Source organism: Lunatimonas lonarensis, from assembly GCF_000390185.1.
Classification (GTDB): domain Bacteria; phylum Bacteroidota; class Bacteroidia; order Cytophagales; family Cyclobacteriaceae; genus Lunatimonas; species Lunatimonas lonarensis.
On record NZ_AQHR01000107.1, the window covers coordinates 45,388 to 63,562 of the forward strand.

General features: G+C 46.0%; 15 protein-coding genes and 2 tRNA genes. 10 read left to right on the forward strand and 7 right to left on the reverse strand.

Translation table 11 applies throughout. The features are described from left to right. Window position 1: 1 nt before the first annotated feature. Complete coding sequence (locus tag ADIS_RS18460) at window positions 2-1,669, reverse strand: carboxylesterase family protein (RefSeq protein WP_010856205.1); 1,668 nt, start codon at window positions 1,667-1,669, stop codon at window positions 2-4. A 140-nt stretch (window positions 1,670-1,809) separates the two neighbouring features. Here ADIS_RS18460 and ADIS_RS18465 point away from each other — a divergent pair, with 140 nt between their 5' ends. The 4 genes from ADIS_RS18465 (at window position 1,810) to ADIS_RS18480 (ending at window position 5,085) form a co-directional block, all read left to right on the forward strand. Next, the gene (locus ADIS_RS18465) at window positions 1,810-2,181 is read left to right on the forward strand and encodes a globin domain-containing protein (RefSeq protein WP_035806937.1); all 372 of its coding nucleotides are present in this window, start codon (window positions 1,810-1,812) and stop codon (window positions 2,179-2,181) included. A 166-nt stretch (window positions 2,182-2,347) separates the two neighbouring features. After that, window positions 2,348-2,965 carry a collagen-like protein gene (locus tag ADIS_RS22465; RefSeq protein ID WP_010856207.1) on the forward strand — a complete coding sequence of 206 codons (618 nt, stop codon included), beginning with the start codon at window positions 2,348-2,350 and terminating at the stop codon, window positions 2,963-2,965. A gap of 109 nt (window positions 2,966-3,074) precedes the next feature. Beyond that, the gene (locus tag ADIS_RS18475; protein ID WP_010856208.1) at window positions 3,075-3,650 is read left to right on the forward strand and encodes a TlpA family protein disulfide reductase; all 576 of its coding nucleotides are present in this window, start codon (window positions 3,075-3,077) and stop codon (window positions 3,648-3,650) included. A gap of 121 nt (window positions 3,651-3,771) precedes the next feature. Further along, entirely contained in the window at window positions 3,772-5,085 is a 1,314-nt protein-coding gene (locus ADIS_RS18480) for a CehA/McbA family metallohydrolase domain-containing protein (protein ID WP_035806940.1), read from the forward strand. On the opposite strand, the gene ADIS_RS18485 is transcribed toward ADIS_RS18480, so the two are convergent. Next, window positions 5,082-5,336 (reverse strand): VF530 family protein, encoded by a 255-nt coding sequence (locus tag ADIS_RS18485; protein WP_010856211.1) that lies wholly within the window; start codon window positions 5,334-5,336, stop codon window positions 5,082-5,084. The two genes, ADIS_RS18480 and ADIS_RS18485, sit on opposite strands and share 4 nt — an antisense overlap. 295 nt (window positions 5,337-5,631) lie before the next feature. On the opposite strand from ADIS_RS18485, the gene ADIS_RS18490 reads away from it, so the two are divergent. Then, window positions 5,632-6,138 (forward strand): GNAT family N-acetyltransferase, encoded by a 507-nt coding sequence (locus ADIS_RS18490; protein WP_010856212.1) that lies wholly within the window; start codon window positions 5,632-5,634, stop codon window positions 6,136-6,138. On the opposite strand, the gene ADIS_RS18495 is transcribed toward ADIS_RS18490, so the two are convergent. Beyond that, complete coding sequence (locus tag ADIS_RS18495; RefSeq protein ID WP_010856213.1) at window positions 6,135-6,566, reverse strand: response regulator; 432 nt, start codon at window positions 6,564-6,566, stop codon at window positions 6,135-6,137. The two genes, ADIS_RS18490 and ADIS_RS18495, sit on opposite strands and share 4 nt — an antisense overlap. 567 nt (window positions 6,567-7,133) lie before the next feature. Between ADIS_RS18495 and ADIS_RS18500 the strand changes: the two genes are divergently transcribed. Next, window positions 7,134-8,495 (forward strand): NTP transferase domain-containing protein, encoded by a 1,362-nt coding sequence (locus ADIS_RS18500; protein ID WP_010856214.1) that lies wholly within the window; start codon window positions 7,134-7,136, stop codon window positions 8,493-8,495. A gap of 3 nt (window positions 8,496-8,498) precedes the next feature. Here ADIS_RS18500 and ADIS_RS18505 read toward each other — a convergent pair whose 3' ends face one another. Further along, window positions 8,499-9,830: an MATE family efflux transporter gene (locus tag ADIS_RS18505; RefSeq protein WP_010856215.1), complete on the reverse strand. Its 1,332-nt coding sequence runs from the start codon at window positions 9,828-9,830 to the stop codon at window positions 8,499-8,501. 91 nt (window positions 9,831-9,921) lie between these two features. Next, entirely contained in the window at window positions 9,922-11,376 is a 1,455-nt protein-coding gene (locus tag ADIS_RS18510; RefSeq protein WP_010856216.1) for a DUF294 nucleotidyltransferase-like domain-containing protein, read from the reverse strand. A gap of 219 nt (window positions 11,377-11,595) precedes the next feature. Between ADIS_RS18510 and ADIS_RS18515 the strand changes: the two genes are divergently transcribed. The 4 genes from ADIS_RS18515 to ADIS_RS18535 all read left to right on the forward strand — a co-directional run bounded on the left by ADIS_RS18515 (window position 11,596) and on the right by ADIS_RS18535 (window position 15,677). Then, a tRNA-Arg gene (locus tag ADIS_RS18515) sits at window positions 11,596-11,669 on the forward strand. Window positions 11,670-11,731: 62 nt separating this feature from the next. Continuing rightward, window positions 11,732-11,804: transfer RNA gene (locus tag ADIS_RS18520), tRNA-Lys, on the forward strand. Window positions 11,805-12,729: 925 nt separating this feature from the next. After that, window positions 12,730-14,703 (forward strand): ATP-binding protein, encoded by a 1,974-nt coding sequence (locus ADIS_RS18530; protein WP_162141588.1) that lies wholly within the window; start codon window positions 12,730-12,732, stop codon window positions 14,701-14,703. A 314-nt stretch (window positions 14,704-15,017) separates the two neighbouring features. Beyond that, a complete protein-coding gene (locus ADIS_RS18535) occupies window positions 15,018-15,677 on the forward strand; it encodes an MCP four helix bundle domain-containing protein (RefSeq protein ID WP_010856220.1) in 660 nt (219 codons plus the stop codon). Here the strand turns inward: ADIS_RS18535 and ADIS_RS18540 are convergent. Then, a complete protein-coding gene (locus ADIS_RS18540; RefSeq protein WP_010856221.1) occupies window positions 15,674-17,167 on the reverse strand; it encodes a sodium:solute symporter in 1,494 nt (497 codons plus the stop codon). The genes ADIS_RS18535 and ADIS_RS18540 overlap by 4 nt on opposite strands. A 27-nt stretch (window positions 17,168-17,194) precedes the next feature. Further along, window positions 17,195-18,115, reverse strand: a complete 921-nt coding sequence (locus tag ADIS_RS18545; protein WP_035806948.1) for a dihydrodipicolinate synthase family protein — start codon at window positions 18,113-18,115, stop codon at window positions 17,195-17,197. Window positions 18,116-18,175: the final 60 nt, after the last annotated feature.

Consider the following 18,175-nt stretch of genomic DNA (forward strand, 5'->3'; position numbering starts at 1 on the left):
ACTATTTTAAAATGATGGCCTCCATATCCTGAAGCATTCTCCGGTCTTGATCGGAAAGCTCCCAGCGGCTATCGAAATAGCCCTCCAAAATCATTTCATCAGGATTACTCTTGAAGAACGCAAAATCCTTGAAGCCGGTTAGTTTCTGATGGGCTTGCCCCATGAAAGCATACCCCGTAGTACGACCTCCTCCCCACCAAGGCATGCCCGACTGTATGACTACGTATCGCTCATTATGTGGATAAATGTACAGCAATCCATAGTCTGAAAAAGCAGGATCCAAATGCATCGGAAGTATATCCTCCAACTGTCGGATAGCGGAGTTGGTCTCCTTGTGGCCGAACAGGATAAGGTGACTGGACTCCAAATCACTGGCGCGCAACTCCTTATCTGCCAATACTCTTGGAAAAAAAAGCATCCGCCCCAAAAACTCACCTCGATAGGCCGACCAATTGGCAGCGGTAACTGCTTCGTTTCTACGTCGCTCCAGCTCAGCTGCCGAAGGACTATCGGCAGTGCCATAGACATAAATGTGCCGGTCAGAAAATGCGTCGAAAACAGGCCCCGAGATCCCATGCCTCTTAATCATACCGCCGGCCTGTGACAGGCTACCTATCCGCCAAGTATTACCATCTTTATAAAACGACAACTCAGCACTTGGCTGGATCTTCAGAGATTTGCCATCAAGGGTGACGTCGATGGCCCTGTCCAAGGTTATCGATGGATGGTTGGCGAGGTGCAAGGTAAACTCCAACACCGAATCGGAGGCAACACTTATTCGTTGGCCTTCTTCGATGACCGCATCAATAGTGGCAAGCGCACCAGGTACAAGCTGCCTGAGTTCCACCCAATACGCTGTCGGATGTTTCAGCGAATGGGTGGTGAAGGACACCCGGTTCGGATAACCATTCCGTTTAAACTGGGAAAACCATTCAAAAATACGTCCATTTGCATAGGCGTTTACCCAGCTGTCGTGCCTTACGCCCTCATATTCCTCCAAGTAAACGGCGATTCCCCTATCCTGCATTTTATCCACCATAAGTCTAGTACCCTCAATAGGCACCACCGGATCAGCATCTCCATGAAAAAAATGGACAGGCAAATTGATGGCATTGCCCAACAAATCAAGTGTACCCTGGGGAGGAGCTGGGCAAACGGGTGCGATCGCGGCCCAAACATCGGGACGGGTTAGGCCAATCCAAAGTGATCCCCCACCTCCCATAGACAGTCCTGTAAGGTAAATCCGATCGGCATCTATTTTAAACCGGTCTTTAACGTCAGCCAATACGGCATATACATCCTGCTCCACAATTCCTTGATAGCCTGCTGTACCCCTGGCATAAGGAGCGGCCACGATATAATCCACTTCGCCCAAATGAGGAAAATACCGGCTTGCCTCCACATCCGTCTCTCCCTCTAGGTTACTTTTGCCAAACACTCGCTTCAGCGCCAGACGGTGGTTGGAACCCGCGCCGTGTAGCATCACCACTAACGGGTATGATTGGGTCTCATCAAAATTGGATGGCAGGTAAATGGCATAAGGCTGCTCGGTATCATCTGCTACACTATGAAACGTGAGCACCTGCGGGCCACTCTTCAGCTTTTGCGCCTGAACAAAACCACCACCAAGCAAAAAAAACACAAGGAATAGACGAAGCAGGGCATCCATGTACGTATGAGTTAGGTTCGAATTCCAACTGTATCATTCAAATTTCGTCAATTTTAAGCTAATTATTAAGCCGAAAAAGAACTTTATTCAGGACAGCACAAAACTACACCTTTTTAGAAATGAAATGGTAGCTTTACAGAATGGACTCACAAGAATCATTGTACCAGCAGCTCGGAAACGATAAAATCAAGCAAATTTCCACACGCTTTTACCTAGAGGTGGAAAAAACACCCACTCTAAGAGCCCTTTATCCCGAAGAATTGGAACCCGCGCAAACACGTCTATATTGGTTCCTATTACATGTTTTTGGAGGCCCGTCTCCCTATCTTGAGCAAAGGGGCCATCCCATGTTACGAAGACGCCACTTTCAATGGCCTATTGACGGGGACATGCGAACCAAATGGCTAAACTGTATGCTCACGGCGATTGATTCAGTGCCAATGCAGCCGGAAACCAAGGAATCATTGTTGGCCTACTTCGTGAAAGCTGCAAATCACATGGTAAACTGCTGAAAAAACCAAATAAAACAACAATCGTTTTTGCTTTTGTCCGATATTTTTTAGACCTTTTAGACGGTGTTTACGGTACGGTAATTTTTAATTCAAAACCGGTAAAAAGAACCTTAAAGGTATCTTTATTTTACTTCGAAGTTGACAACACATTATTTCGGACCACAGGATGAAAACTCAACGAAACGGATTCATTGCTGCATTTCTTATTTTGATAGTTTGCGGAGCCTGCACTTTATTTGAAGGGCCAGAAGGCTCCCAGGGAGAACGGGGACCACAAGGTGAACAGGGGCCGGCAGGGCCGCAGGGACCTCAAGGCGAACAGGGTGCCCCGGGCGAAGCAGGGCCGCAAGGACCAGCCGGCCCTCAGGGAGCAACCGGACCACAAGGCCCTCAAGGGGAACCTGGGTCATTTAACGCCACTTTATATACCTTCCCCTCCCATGATTTTTCTTCCCTTGCCACGCGGGTTCTTGACATCCCCAACATCGGGCCGCAGGTAAGTAATCTGATGTTTTTTGTATACCTGGTAGACACCAACTCCAACTTGTTTTATCCGCTGCCCGGCCCGGGGGGCGGGGGGCAGAGCCTGTACAGGGTATGGTGGCTCCGAGTATCGACCTCTGCTAGCGTTCGCATCAACCGCTACTCGGGCCCTGGAGAAACCTATGGACAGATCAGGGTAATAACGGTTCCTCTGGTACAAAATGCCGGAGGCCGAGCAGCACTTCCTGATATTGACTTCAACAATTATGAGGAAGTGAGGGTCTATTATGGCTTTCGGTAAATTGGCCATGCATGAATTCTGTACCTAAAGTCACCCCAAGGGTCGAAAAATACCTGTATTATTGCAGGGATTTGGCGTAGGCAATGGTAGCTTACAGAAACAAAATTGTATGGACTGGAAGAAGGAAATTAAAAGTTGGGGAATCCTTTTGGGCGTTTTTGCATTCCTATATTTTACTGGACTGATAACGCCGCTGATGGGAGGCCTGCAGTCATTGCTGCTGCATACAGGACTGATCAAGCCAAAAATTACGCTCGAAAACAAAACTGCGGAAGCGTTTGACTTCAGTGGTCAATTTTTGGACGAACAGGGTGACCGGGTGGGTTTGTCGCAGTACCGTGGCAAAACCCTCTTTATCAACCTCTGGGCTACCTGGTGCCCGCCTTGCAGAGCGGAAATGCCCCATATCGCCGAGCTTTACAAAAAGACTGCCAACAACGACTTGGTATTCCTGATGATTGCCCTGGACGATGACTTTGAAAAAAGCAAAAAGTTTGTGCAGGACAAGAAATTCCCATTCCCCATCGTCCATGCAGCCTATGGACTTAACCCCTCATTACACAGTCAGGCAATCCCGACCACGCTGGTGGTAAGCCCCGAAGGAAAAATCGTCTTTTACCAAGAAGGCATGAGCAACTTCGACACGAAGGAATTCAGGGACTTTCTCACCGGTAGTTTCGATTGATTTATTTAGCGAAGAGATTGCTTGATCGCAGCCTACTCCGTCAAAAACAAAAACACAAGATCACCAGTCGGGTAGCCTGTTCCCAGTATTCTCCGTATATTCGTTTGGTACCACGTTGCTTATGCCCAGAAAATATACCTTGGCCCGTATTTTAACGACATTTCTAAAATGGCTTTTCCTGATTGCTATTTGTTTCCTTGCATTTTTCTTGGCAAAGCCCTTCTGGAACAAATGGATAATCTATCCCAGGATTGAGCGGGAGCTTAAGCAGCTCTCTGAGCAATACCGTACACCGGAGGCTATCATCCCACTGCCAAGTTTCCAAGGTGCCCTCCATGCCCATACCTATTGGTCCCATGATAGCAGGGGTGTTTTGGAAGAAATCCTGCCTGCTGCCAAAGAAGCGAAACTTAATTTCGTTTTTTTCTCTGATCACAAACGTCATGCACTGGATTCCTTTCCAAGGTCTATCCGAGGGATACACGAAGGCATACTATTTGAACCAGGAACAGAATCGAACCTGTTGATGATAAGCCCCTTACGGGAAACCGTTTTGGACTGGAACAAACCCCAGGACACGTTGATTCGGGAGGTAGTGGAAAATGGCGGACTGGTTCTATACCTACATACAGAAATGGACCACGACTGGTCAAACCCCCATTACCAAGGTATGGAGATATACAATATCCACACCGACCTATTAGATGAAAAGGGCATCCTCCCTTTCTTGCTAAACAGCATCGTAAACGGAAAAAAATTCAAACACTGGACCTATCGGGAGATCTTTGATGAGCAAACCGACATTCTTGCCCTTTGGGACTCATTAAACCATCACAGAAAGATTGTGGGATACGGCGCTCCGGACGTTCATAACAACCAAAGCATACGCGCCAGGTACTTGGAAGATGGAACGGTGGAATGGGTAGGCTCTAACGCCAAAACCATAGGAATCGTAGAGCCGGGATGGAAAGAAAAACTCTTGTTAGGGGAACCGGACATGGCAGGCTGGGCTTTCAAATGGGAGCTTGACACGTATTTCCATTCCTTTAAATACGTACAGACCCATATTTTCACAGATGAATTGAGCAGCCGTTCCATCAAGGAAGGGCTTGAAAAGGGCAGGGCATTTGTATCCTTTGAAAACCTACTGGAAGCAAAGGGCTTTCAATTCTTTGGATTGGCGAAGGACGGAACGCTGTCGGGCATTATGGGAGACTCCATTTCCGTAGCTGATGTCGCACAGATCCGCGCTATTTCTCCCTATCCTGTTGATTTTGAACTGATAAAAAACGGCAAATTAATCGACATTGCAGAGAAGAGCTACACCTTTGACTACCAAATCACCGAGCACGGAAACTACCGGATTGTGTGCCGGATACGTCTAAACGGAAAGTCTGTCCCCTGGCTATATACCAATCCCATCTACCTCTATTAAGGCCTGGGCGTTGGTTTCCTTTTTACAGCATGAATGTATAATTCCTCCACCTTTTTCCTCGCCCAATCGGTTTTTCGTAAAAACGTAAGGCTAGACTGGACGGAGGGATCGTAAAGAAAGCAACGGATAGGGATTCTTCGCCCAAGTGCCTCCCACCCGTACCGGTCAACCAAGTACTCCATGACTTGCTTCAAGGTCACTCCGTGCAACGGGTTGTTGGGTTGCTCTTCGGGCTGTGTTGGTTTTTGCATGGTTAAATGTAAAAAAATATAGGATACTACCAGCCGATTAAAATCTAAATTTTAAACACTAGACCTTGTCCCGGTTTTTTGGAATGCCCACACCTATGGCTCCACTAGGATAGGGAAGCCCTGCCTCTACCAAGCAGGCCGCATCGGTAACATGTATCCCAGTTTGTGACGTATACCTCGTACCTGTCTTTCTTTGGCAGGTTCGGCTTTATCGCCAACTGATCAAAAACTCGATCATTGCGCTTTCAATACTACCCACTATATGTATTTTTGCAGCAACTGAAACTGACTGACCATGGCATCCGTTCGCATCGCTTATGAAGCAGACATTCCCACTATCCAATCAATCGCATTTACCGCTTGGCCAGTAACCTTTGGAGGCATCCTGTCTCCTCAGCAGATTGAGTACATGCTACACATGATGTATGGGCAGGAAGCCTTGGCCGCCGTTTTGAATGGTAAAAACCAACTGGTATTGATAGCGGAAGATGAAAAACGTTCGCCAGTGGGGTTTTCGGCAATAGAATTTTCGTACAAGGAACTAGATGCTACCAAAATCCATAAATTGTACTTATTGCCGAGTGTGCAGGGCAAAGGGATTGGAAAGCTTCTGATCAAAGAAATAAGCGGCTATGCGTCCGACCGAGGGGATAAGTCCCTCACCCTTAATGTGAACAAATACAATCAAAACGCCATAGCGTTTTATCAAAAATTGGGATTTCAGAAAGTACGGGAGGAAATCATCCCCATAGGAAACGGCTACTACATGGATGATTTTGTGATGGGGAAAATGTTGTCCTAGCGGCGGGAAGGTAGCTTGGCTAGGTTAACCCAAAAATCCTCTAACAGAGCCATCACCCCGGACAAATCCTGCTCATGGCTAGACTTTGTTACATAACTACTGGCATAATGCTGATAGGCCGTCAGTACGTCTTCCGGCGAGGAAGAAGTAGTAAGCATGATGACAGGCAAATGTCTCAGCTTATCGTTCTGCTTGATAAACTGAAGCACCTCGTGCCCATTCTTCTTGGGCAGATTGATATCCAAGAGGATCAAGTCTGGAAGACTCTTAGGGTCTCGCTCTACCGATTCCAGCAAATAATCCATCGCCTGTTGACCATCCTTTTTGATAGCCAACTTAACAGGTACAGACAGACCCTCCATTGCCTCTTGGATCAGATAAATATCCCCTTCATTGTCTTCAACAAGTAATATTTCCAAACCACGCATAACGGAATCAAATATATAAAAAATAAAGAGAATATACATCCCCTAGACGCATATTATTATAATATATTCTTAGTTTAAGGAAAATAATCCCTTTTAAACGGCTTCGAATCAGGTGTAAATACAGGAATTCTGATTAGCAAAACATCACCTGTCTCCAAAAACTTATTGTGTATCAAGGTCTTACTTTTTAAAAATCAGAGAATCTGCCAAAAAGACACCCGCTAGGCCTTTTTACGAAAAAAATCACACCCGTTTATGACTTTTATCACAATATCCTACTCATCTTCACTTGTATATTTGTCGTATAATATAATGAGCACCAAAAGACAAGGCACCCGATTAAGGGCATAAACATACAAGTGCCAATCGAAGCGGAACCCCAGGGGATCTAAATCGTGCGGCAAAGTTGGTAATTAAAGTTGGTTAGGTTTGTAGAGGAAAGGCTCCGGTCCATTGGCCGGGGCTTTTTTTATTCCCTAAATTGAAGTCGAATTACTAGATATCGCTATATTCGGCGCATTCATCCCTGAGTAGAGTCTACCTTTTACACCGTTTGCCTACGCTTCTATGTATACCGCTGTTATTCTTGCCGCCGGAAAAGGAACCAAAATATGGCCTTACAACTCCTTTAGACCAAAATGCCTACTTCCAATAGTGAATATACCCCTTGTCAAACATCAGGTAGATCGGCTCAAGCAATGTGGTGCAACGCGTATCATCATTGCTGCTCCGACAGAGCATCCCCAAATTGCCCGTCTATTTGCCGGAGACAGAAACGTGGAGGTCATACCAACAAAAGATAGTAGAGGCACCGCTGATACGCTGGTACGTGTGTTCCCTGAAAACTGCCACGAACCCGTATGGGTGCTTTATGGAGACTGTTGGGTTGACACAGCGGATTTACGACGCCTGAAGGGACTTGCTTCCCCAGGTGCGCTTATCACGCCTCATAGAGAAACCTCCAGAAATTACATCGGCTGTACCCAGATGGACGGTAAGCTAACCGCCATTTTGGGTCATTCCCGCGACAAAACCACCCATCATTTTCTGGCGTTTACGCTGCTTCCCCAGCACCTTTCCTATTTCGCCGACGCACCTCCGAGATTCCCCAAGGTAGATGTAGGCATGATGGTGCCGGAAGAAACCTTTTTGGAGGCGGGACTGCTTGGCCTGATGGATGCCGGCATACCTATTAAAGCGATTGAGACCAAGGGGTTTGCCCTTGACATAGACAAGCCCTGGCACCTACTGGAAGTAAATACCCAACTTGCCTTGCAGCAGTGCAGTGAACTTAGGGATAACCAACTTCTTGAAGGAGCAAGCATCGACCCCTCGTCTAAAATTCATGGAAAAGTACGACTGGGTAAGGGCTCTAGCATAGGAAGAAACGTAATCGTAGAAGGAAACATTTGGGTAGGAGACAATACACAGATCGATGCCGGTGCGTTCATACGGGGAAACGTTGTCTTTGGGGATCATTGTGAGATTGGCTATGGTTGCTATATTGAATCAGGGAGTGTAGTCGGCGACCGCTGTAAGGTTTTGCACGGGGCAGAGTTGAGCGGCCTGCTTTTCCCCAACGTTTACCTGTATCATTACATGGAAATTGCCGGAGTGGTGGGGGAAAATACCGACCTGGGTGCAGGAACGGTATGCGGATCCCTCCGGTTTGACGACGCCGGTACGATCCAACGTATAAAAGGCCGGGCAGAAACACTCCAAGACACTGGGCTCGCAAATGCCTGCTACATTGGAGATCAGTGCCGGACAGGTGTAAACGCCGTTTTACTGCCCGGCGTAAAAATGGGTTCCTCCAGCGTATTGGGCCCTGGTGTAGTCCTCTACGATGACCTGGAATCCAACAAGATGCTTTTGCTCAAGCAGGATTTGGTGAAAAAGGACTGGAATCCCGATAAGTATGGATGGTAACTTTCACAAAGCCCCCTCCCCCTTTTTTAGGAAAAAATAGGAAATCGCGGCAGCACCGGTATCTGCAAGCGGAAATGCATACCAAATCCCCTCCAACCCAAAAACCATGGGCATAAAGAAAACCAAGGGAATGAGGAATAGGCCCTGCTTGCTAAGTGCCAGCAGCAAAGCAGGCCTTGGTTTCCCTACCGCCTGGAAATAGGCACTTCCTATTAGGCTAAATGCCAATAAAGGCGTTGCTAAAAACACCTTTCGCATTGCGGGCACTGTTTCGTTGACCAAGTCCTGATCGTTCGTAAACACACCAATTAGAGGGTCTGTAAATGCGATAATTAGTAAAAAAATACCCAACGCAATAAGGCTGGCGTAGCGAAGTGCCAGCTGAATGGTCAAATGAACCCGCTCCTTGTTCCTGGCTCCAAAATTATACCCAACGATAGGTACAAAGCCTTGGGTGATGCCGAGCACCGGGAAATTGGCAAACATCATCACCCTGTTCACTATTCCATATACTGCCAGACCCATGTCGCCGCCATATGCAAACAAGACATTGTTCAGCACGATTGCCAACACGCTAACAGTACCCTGCCGGGCCAATGTGACCAATCCCAATGAGGTGATCTCTCGGACAATGCCCAGATCTGGCTTCATCCATCTGAATGATAGCTGCATGGATGACTTTCCATACAAAAAAAACCAAAGGGTATACCCGGCACTTGCCACGTACGAAATCGTGGTGGCCCATGCAGCCCCTGCAAGTCCCATGTTGAGAAACACAATAAAGACCGGGTCAAGGACGATATTGAACACGGCTGGTACAATCAGGGTAAACATCGCCACTTTAGGGTGCCCTTCTGCCCTAATTACATTATTGCTCATCATCGCCCAAGCCAAAAACGGAACACCGAAAAGAATGATGGTGAAAAATTCCTTAGCCTCGGCCAACACATCCCCTTTGCCACCGAAAAGTTTGACGATCGATTCACTAAAATACATCCCAAATGCTACCACCAGCAATCCCAGCGTAAGGGTCATACCCAATTGGTTCCCAAAGGTGGCATACGCTTTCAGGGGATTCTTATCCCCAAATGCCCGCGAGATAATCGAGGCACCCCCAACCCCGATAGCCATTCCTACGCTGGAAATCAGAAAAGAAATCGGCAACACTACGGTAATGGCCGCTATCCCCATAGACCCCACAAACCGCCCTACAAAAATGGTGTCTACGATACCATAGATGGAAAGCACCAAAATCCCCACTGCGGCAGGCACTGCCTGTTGAAACAGTAGGGAGCCTATGGGGCCTGTGCCAAATGCTGAGTTGTTTTCCTTCATAGACTACGGTACCCGAATACCTTCGGCACTATCCCGATCCACTAAACTAAGAAATAAATTAGATGCCAAAAAAGAAAGTCGTTCAAACGGTTTAAAAGGACTTGGTAAATTCAATTTTGATCCTCAACTGGACATCGCTGATCACTTTAAAGATTTCTTTGATCGTCACCTGTTGCACTTTTGTCAAGTCGTTTACCTGTATATAATTACGGGGCTCCTTTCCCTCCTTAACAATCCGCGCCGCCTGGGTCTCCAGCCTAAGGGCCATAAGGTAGTAGTACGCATTATACCATTCGGAATAGGTTTTGGAATCTATGACCGCTTCTTCCAGTAAAAACTTTAACCTTCGTCCGGTATTGGTCTCAAATATCCCTTGACTGAGCGCATAAATACGAATAGCCTCTACCATGGGACTCATGGCTCGTTTAATGTCAAACACCGCCATATCATCCACCTTAAAAGTCTTGATATTGTTGAACCAGGTAAGTTGTGGATTAAACTGGAGCGCGTTCTGTGCCATATTGTAAAAAAAACGTTCCAATGGATGCTTCAACTGCTCTCCCATAAAAGCCTTTAGGTCTGAAAGCAACTGGAAATCACCATAGAGTGGACGGCAGTCAAAAAACAACCCATACTGCATGACGGTCTCCGGCGAGGATTCCAAAAACCAGCGTTGATAGTTCGCCTTCCAATGGGAAAGCGAATGGGTCCATTTTGGGTTCTGTGCCATGAATCCTCCGGTGCAGTAATCAAATCCGATGAAATCCAAGCGACGGGATACTTCCCCCGCAAAACCTAGGAAATACGAGCGTACCAGTTCCCGTTGCTCATTGGCTTTGTCCTCGTAAATGATTGCATTATCCTGATCCGTCTTCAGTGTCTGCTCCATCCGACCTTCACTCCCCATAGTAAAAAAGACAAACTTCGCGGGAGGAGGCCCTTTTTCCTTCACTACATTTTCAATGACACGAACTATTACCGTGTCAGCTACCGTAGAGATGATCTGATTGACAATTTCCGCCTTCACTCCTCGCTGTACCAGCTTGTACACAATCCTTGGTACCTTTGCCCATTTCCTCTTGAGCTCTTCTCTATGGATCGCCTGCTTGACAGACTGAATAAACAGGAATGGAGACTTGGATGATTCGGTTAGAATCTTGTTACGACTGATCAGTCCCAGCTTTCCGTCGGAGTCTTTGACAATCAGGTAGCGGGTCTTTGTTTGGAACATCAAAAGCAACGCCTCATAAACAAAAGCCCCAGGATCTATCGATACGATACGTTGGTCCATCACTTCTCCCACTGGAGTGGAAAGGGAAATGTTTTGTGCCAGCACCCTATCCCTAAGCGTAATATCGGTAACAAATCCCGACAAACCCCGCGTTGAATCTCCGATGAAGACGCAACTGTATTTTTCCGACGCCATTTGCTGCGCCACTTTAAATACCGGCTCACTGGGCAAGAAAACCCGTATTTCCCGCATAGGCAACTCACTGATTTTTTTGGAAAAAAAATCATCTATTCCAGTGCTGCTTCGACTCTTCATACCATTCTAATAAAAAGGGAAATTAGAAACTTGGGCTTCAAAAACCAACTTAAGATGCGTTTTTTAGACCCAAGTATTGGTATTGATAAAATCTTATTCTACTTTTGCATCAGCTTTTGAAAAAGCCTCCCCAACCTTCGTTTGGGATACTTTTTGCCTTGCCAAAAACAACAGACCACTGTGGCTTTTTGGCAGCAAAATACGAATATAAAGTAATTTGGTCCTGTAGCTCAACTGGATAGAGCAACTGCCTTCTAAGCAGTAGGTTTCAGGTTCGAGTCCTGACAGGATCACAAGTAAAATAGTCTGAATCACCCATCTATAAACTGATCAGATTGGTTTTTCTTTTTATTATGATTCCGTAGCTCAGCTGGTAGAGCATAACACTTTTAATGTTAGGGTCCTGGGTTCGAGCCCCAGCGGGATCACAGAGTTAAGAGAGGATCGTCCGATTGGGGCGATCCTCTTTTTGTTGCCCGGAAAAGCTAAAAGGGCGAGAAGTTTATCCCGATGAACAACATGCGGCAGAACGATATCGGGAAGCCCCAGCGGGATCACAGAGTTAAGAGAGGATTGTCCGATTGGGCGATCCTCTTTTTGTTGCCCGGAAAAGCTAAAAGGGCGAGAAGTTTATCCCGATGAACAACGCGCGGCAGAACGATATCGGGAGGCCCCAGCGGGATCACAGAGTTAAGAGAGGATTGTCCGATTGGGCGACCCTCCTTTTGTTCGAAAAAAAACCGGAGATCAGGTCGCACTTGCTAAATTACCTTCTGAAAAAGACAACAGGCCTACCTGCAAACGGACCGTCGCAGACAAGCCTTTTTGAATCCAGCAAAACATTCCTTCAAACCATACTCCAATGTTACCGGAACCTCAACAGGCCTGTAATCGTTTAATGTCTGCTACTGAGAAAATGAAAAATCCATCCAAAATATACTACATAGATTATTGAATTTTTTTTGGTAAATTAACAAAATTATCCTACAAATAAATCTTCACATACCAGTACTTACTGGTAATCCTAAAGATTTGGTGGTACACCCCAAGAAGCGACAAGGCATTGGTCATGGGTTATTTATAATTCTGTAAAAAAAAACAAATGAAAGTTCAAAACTCATTAACTTGCATCTGTTTACTAAGGGAGATAGGTGCTGGGGTTTAGTTTTCCCATATTTTGAGTATAAAATGCAACTAGACGATAAAGATTTATTTTTACGCCACCAAAATACTACCCATGGGGGGCTCCCCTATTTTTATTATGGTCTAGGCTTATCATTGCTTTCATTTTTCTTTGCCAGTCAAGGTTATGGCCAGACAGATCAAATAGACCAGACAAGAAAAGAAATTACTTTGAGTACCGAGTCGATTTCAGAAACCCGCATCGACTTACTTAATTCACTCGCCGAACAATTGTACAACTACGATCCGGATTCCACTTTCTTCTATGCTTCTATCGCATTGGACCTAAGTGAAAAACTGGACTACCCAAATGGGAAAATAGATGCCCTCCGTAATCTGGGCGGGTACTATAATCGAATATCCAACTACGACAGTGCCCTTTACTTTTTAGATCTCGGCCTCGAAGCCGTAAAAGAATTAGATTACCCCAGAGGTAGGGCCAATTTACTTTCTACCAAAGCTCGTACGTTGGAAGACAAAGGCTATCTAACTTCTTCCTTTGAATATTATCTCCGGGCCCTTAAAATAAAGGAGGAAAACGGACTGATAAAGGAACTCCCCAGTACACTCAACAACCTTGGCCTTTTGGCCTACCGCACCAATGAATATGAAAAATCGCTCAGCTATTTCCTGCGGGCAAGGCAAATACGGGAGGAGTTGGGATTGACTCAAAATATAGAATCGTTGCTGACCAATATTGCGTTGGTTTATAAGGAGCAAAACCGAATCGATGAAGCGCTACAGTTGCTGCAAGAATCCAAAAAAGCAGCAGAGGAATCTGACGATACCTACCTCCTTTCGATCGTGCAGCACAACTTAGGGCTTATTGCTTATGGCCAAGGCAATTACACCGAAAGCATTGAACTACTGGAAAGCGCGTTGAAATTGGATCAATCGATGGATGAGCTCTACGGTGTCACAAAAGATTTGATTGCTTTAGCTCGAAGCCATTTAGCACTTTCAAATTCACAGATCGCCTACGGTTACCTACAGGAAGCACTGAAACTATCAGTGGACACCGATGCCCGCATTTTACATGCGGAAATCCATGAACTTATCAGCGAGATTTACGAGAAACGTCAAGAATGGGCATTGGCACTTACGTACCACAAGAAATTTAAAGAAATTCACGACCACATTTTCAATCTCGACTCTGCGAGTCGCAGAAAAGACTTTGAAGAAAGGTATAAGCTGGAAAGAGAGGAGGCTGCATACCGGCAGTTGCTCAAGGATCGCGAACAGGAGAAAGACCAGGAAACAGCCCAAATCCTCCGGAATGGGATAATCGTGCTTCTCCTGATCATGAGCTTGGCACTGATCATTTCGGTTAGGTCTGTGAAAATACACCGACAGGCAAGGCAGCAAGCGACCAAGCAAAAAGACGAACTGGAAAGATTATACCTGGAGACTACGCAACAAAAAGAAAAAATCGAAAGCATCGCCAGAAATCTTGAAGACGTAAACCGAACCAAAGACCGGTTGTTTTCAATTGTAAGCCATGACCTGCGTAGCCCGATCAATTCACTGAATAGTTTGATGCAATATACCTTGGACGAAAACCTATCGCAGGAAGAGTTTACAGAGATTTCGCACAAACTAAAGAATGAGGTGGAACATGTCCATTTCACCTTACTTAATTTATTGCAATGGGCAAAAACCCAGATGAGGGGGATCACGACAGACCCAACCCATATCTCGATCGAGGAGCTTGTCGGGGAAACGCTAGATCTGTACCGTCCCGTTGCACAAAGCAAGGAAATCAAAATCCACAATACAATTGACCCTAGCATTTCTTGTTGGGCAGACCGTGAACAGGTGAACCTGATTTTTCGAAACCTTGTAAACAACGCGCTAAAATTTACCCACCAAGGAGGAGAGATTAGCTTAATTGCAGAGAAAATTCTTCCTGCAACATGGAAGTTTACCGTTCAGGATTCTGGAATTGGCATGGACGAACACACCGTAAATAAACTTTTCAAAGCGGATTTCAATAACAAACGATATGGGACTGCTGGAGAAAAAGGAACCGGACTTGGCTTGATTCTAGTCAAGGATTTTGTGGAGAAGAACGGAGGAGAACTTACCGTTGAAAGCGAGCTTGGGGTTGGTAGCCGCTTTAGTTTTACCTTGCCTGAAACCAACTAGTAGATTCTTCGTTTGATTTTTTTGAGTTCCAACGGAATCTTTTTATATATTAGCCAAAAATGAACAATCAGTATGCCGAATCATGAAACTGGTCAGGGGTGTTTCAGCACCGCCTAGTTAAAAAATTTCCCTTTTACGACAGTTTCCTTTAGGTAGTGTATTTGCAGCTGATTCCTGTCGTTTCGCACCAAGCGATTCAGGACTTTATCAGCCGCTAACGCTCCTTTAATTGGTATTGCCATGAGGGATCCTAATGAAAATGGGCAGACAGTACAGGATAAGATGTATCCATTGAAAAGCAATTATAGACAACGATGAAAGAGAGTAAGTTTATCCGATTTAAGATCAAAATGGCGATTGCCCTAAGCGCCGTCCTGTTTTTAATCTTTATCAAAAGCATCATAGACAAGCAAAATGTAGAAGAACTAGAAGAGGCGTTTATCTCGGTATATGACGATCGACTGGTGGTTCAGGAACACATCTTTTCGATAACTGAAATGGTCTTTCGCATGCGCCTTTTGGTCTCGGAATGTGCCTCCATGGAAGAATACTTGGATGTAAAAGACGAAGTGATTGAGTACCATAATCAGATATTGGCAGTTATTGGGGATTTTGAAATGACCAAGCTGACGCCAAAGGAAGCCGAGTACTTGGAGGAATTCAAGGATTTAATCACCAACAAACTGGAAATACAAACCTATTTTGATACCGATAAAAGTGAGAATCTGGATTTTGAAATGACAGTGGACAGGTTCAATGCGGATTTTGAGCGTGTTTTGACCGACCTCCGTGAGCTTTCAAACATCCAACTGGAGGAAGGAGCAAAATTGACTGTACGATCCTACGAGATCAAAGCCCGCTCGGATATCTGGCTAACCTTCGAATATGCAGTTCTCTTTATTCTGTTTATCCTGATCGTAATTCTGGTGTTTACCTCCAAATCCATCAAGCAGAAATCCCAAGTAAATCCTTAATTGGAAGCCTTTCGATGATACAGTGCTGAAAACAAGAATCCCACAAGAAAGATGACCACCGTACCAAAGACGATCGTAAGGTTGGCATGAAAAGGACTTCGGAAGGTTACCCAGCCGCTTTCAGAAGGGATCAATGGCGATAGGCTCATCCAACCAATCGTAAGTACTCCCAAGGCCACACCGATGGCCGCATATTTCTGACGAATGTTTCTTCCCACATAGGCCAACAAAAACAGACCTAGGATACCGCCGCTGAAGATAGCCGAAAGTGCCCACCAAGCATCTAGGGCACTCGTAACTCCATTAAATGCCAAAGCAACCACTATACTCAGGAGACCCATTACCAACGAGGCGATAACGAGTGTTTTCACCTCCCCTCCTTCCGTGATGTGGGGATTGAGGTATTTCTTGACGTGATCGGTCAAAATCACCGTAGCAGAACTATTGACACTGGTAGATACCGTGCTCATCCCAGCGGCAAAAATGGATGCGATCAACAGTCCCGTCATGCCCTTAGGCAGTCCGTTTACGATAAAATAGGGGAATATCTTATCGGCATTTTCAGACGATGAAAGTTCTGAGGGGAGCATTTCAGGCATGGCTTGGTAATAAGAAAACAAAGCCGTTCCAATAAAGAAAAACAGCAAAGAAACCGGCACGTAGAGCAGACTGCCCATCAATGTAGACTTGACTGCCTCTCCTTCATTTTTGGCACTCAGGTACCGCTGTACGTAGTTTTGGTCCACACCAAAATTCTGTACATTGATAAACAACCCGTATACAAGAATAAGCCAAAAGGTAGATTCGGAAAAGCTGAGCTTAAAGCTTCCCAAGCTGAATTTTTGCTGCTCAGAGGCGATCGCAAACATCTGTCCAGGCCCCTCAGGCATGGAAAAAAGCAGAATGCCCGCACAGGCAAGCGCTCCAGTGATAAGAATAATGCCCTGAATGGCATCGGTCCAAATTACTGCCTCAAAGCCGCCCATAATGGAATAGATAAGTACGCTTACTCCCGTCACCACGATAATAACCGGAATGCTCCATCCAAAGAGCGCATTCATAGGCAAGGCCAACAAATACATGATGGCCCCCATTCGGGCCAATTGAGTGAGCAAGTAACAGATCGATGCGTAAATTCGGGCCCAAGGGCCAAACTTGGTCTCCAAAAAGAAGTAGGCAGAGGGACTTTTGATGCCCCTGTACAATGGAACGAAAAACTTAACCGCCAACCAAGCAGCAAACGGAATGGATAAACTGAACACAAAGCCGTTCCAATTGTTAAGGTATGCGTTTCCCGGTAGGGCCAGAAAACTGATACTGCTCACAAAGGTAGCAAAGATAGACATGCCAATCGCCCAGGAAGGCAGCTTTCCACCTCCGGTTATAAAGTCATTGGCGGAACGCTTCTTGTAATAAAACGATGCGCCAAAGAGGACAATCGCCAGCATGTATACCAAAAAAACGGCTAAGTCAATCAGTGGTAAATCCATTCCCTTTTTTCCCTGTTATTTTTAACACTAAACTCCCTCGATGCTTTCTAAATTTCGCTTCAGCTTCTCCATATCTGCCTCCCCAAATGCTGTATGCGGAGCGGCCAATACATTTTGGCATAGTCCCAGTAAGGACATGGCTCCTTTCAGCCCCTTCAGGTAGCTGGATCCATAGGTACCCAAGGCATAGATTTTTGCGGAAATCTCCATAACCTTGGCCTGTAGGGTCACTATCGATTCTTTATCATTGGCTTTTGCCGCATGGTAGAGATCAACATACAGCTTTGGGAAAATATTAGCGCCCCCACTCACACCGCCATGCGCTCCCATCAACACGGAGGACGCCATCATCTCCTCTGGGCCGACAAAAATCGAGAATTCCGGACGATCGCGAAACGCATAAATCAGCGCGTGCAGGTATCCCCCATTGGCAGAACTGTCCTTGAACCCCACGATATTGGGATGCCTGGACAATGCCACCACGGTCTCCACAGAGATCATGGTTTTTGTGTGGGAGGGCATGTTGTAGAGGAACAAGGGCAAGGAAAGCCTATCCGCAAGTCGCTCAAAATAGGTCACCAATTCGGGTTGTGAAAGGCCAAAATAATACGGCGGTGCTGCAACTACGGCGGCTGCACCCACCCTTTTGGCAAAATCGGTCAGGGCGACGCTTTCGTCGGGTGCGGTGTCCGTTATCCCGACCAATACAGGCACCCTTCCCTGCACCATACCACAAACCTCTTCTATAAGCTGCCTTCGCAGGGAATAGGATAAGCTGGTACATTCTCCTGTGGTCCCTAATACAAATAGGCCGTGAACGCCCGCCTCCAACATACGGTCCACGAGCTCTTTCAATGCTTCTAGGTCAAGGGTCTGATCGTCGATCAATGGAGTAACCAATGGGGGAACGATTCCCTCCAAAGGCATGGAAAATGAATTTTCTGACATGTATTAAGTAAAATCTAAGATAGGTAGTTTATGATTAAAATGCTGCTCCAGCGGTTGTCT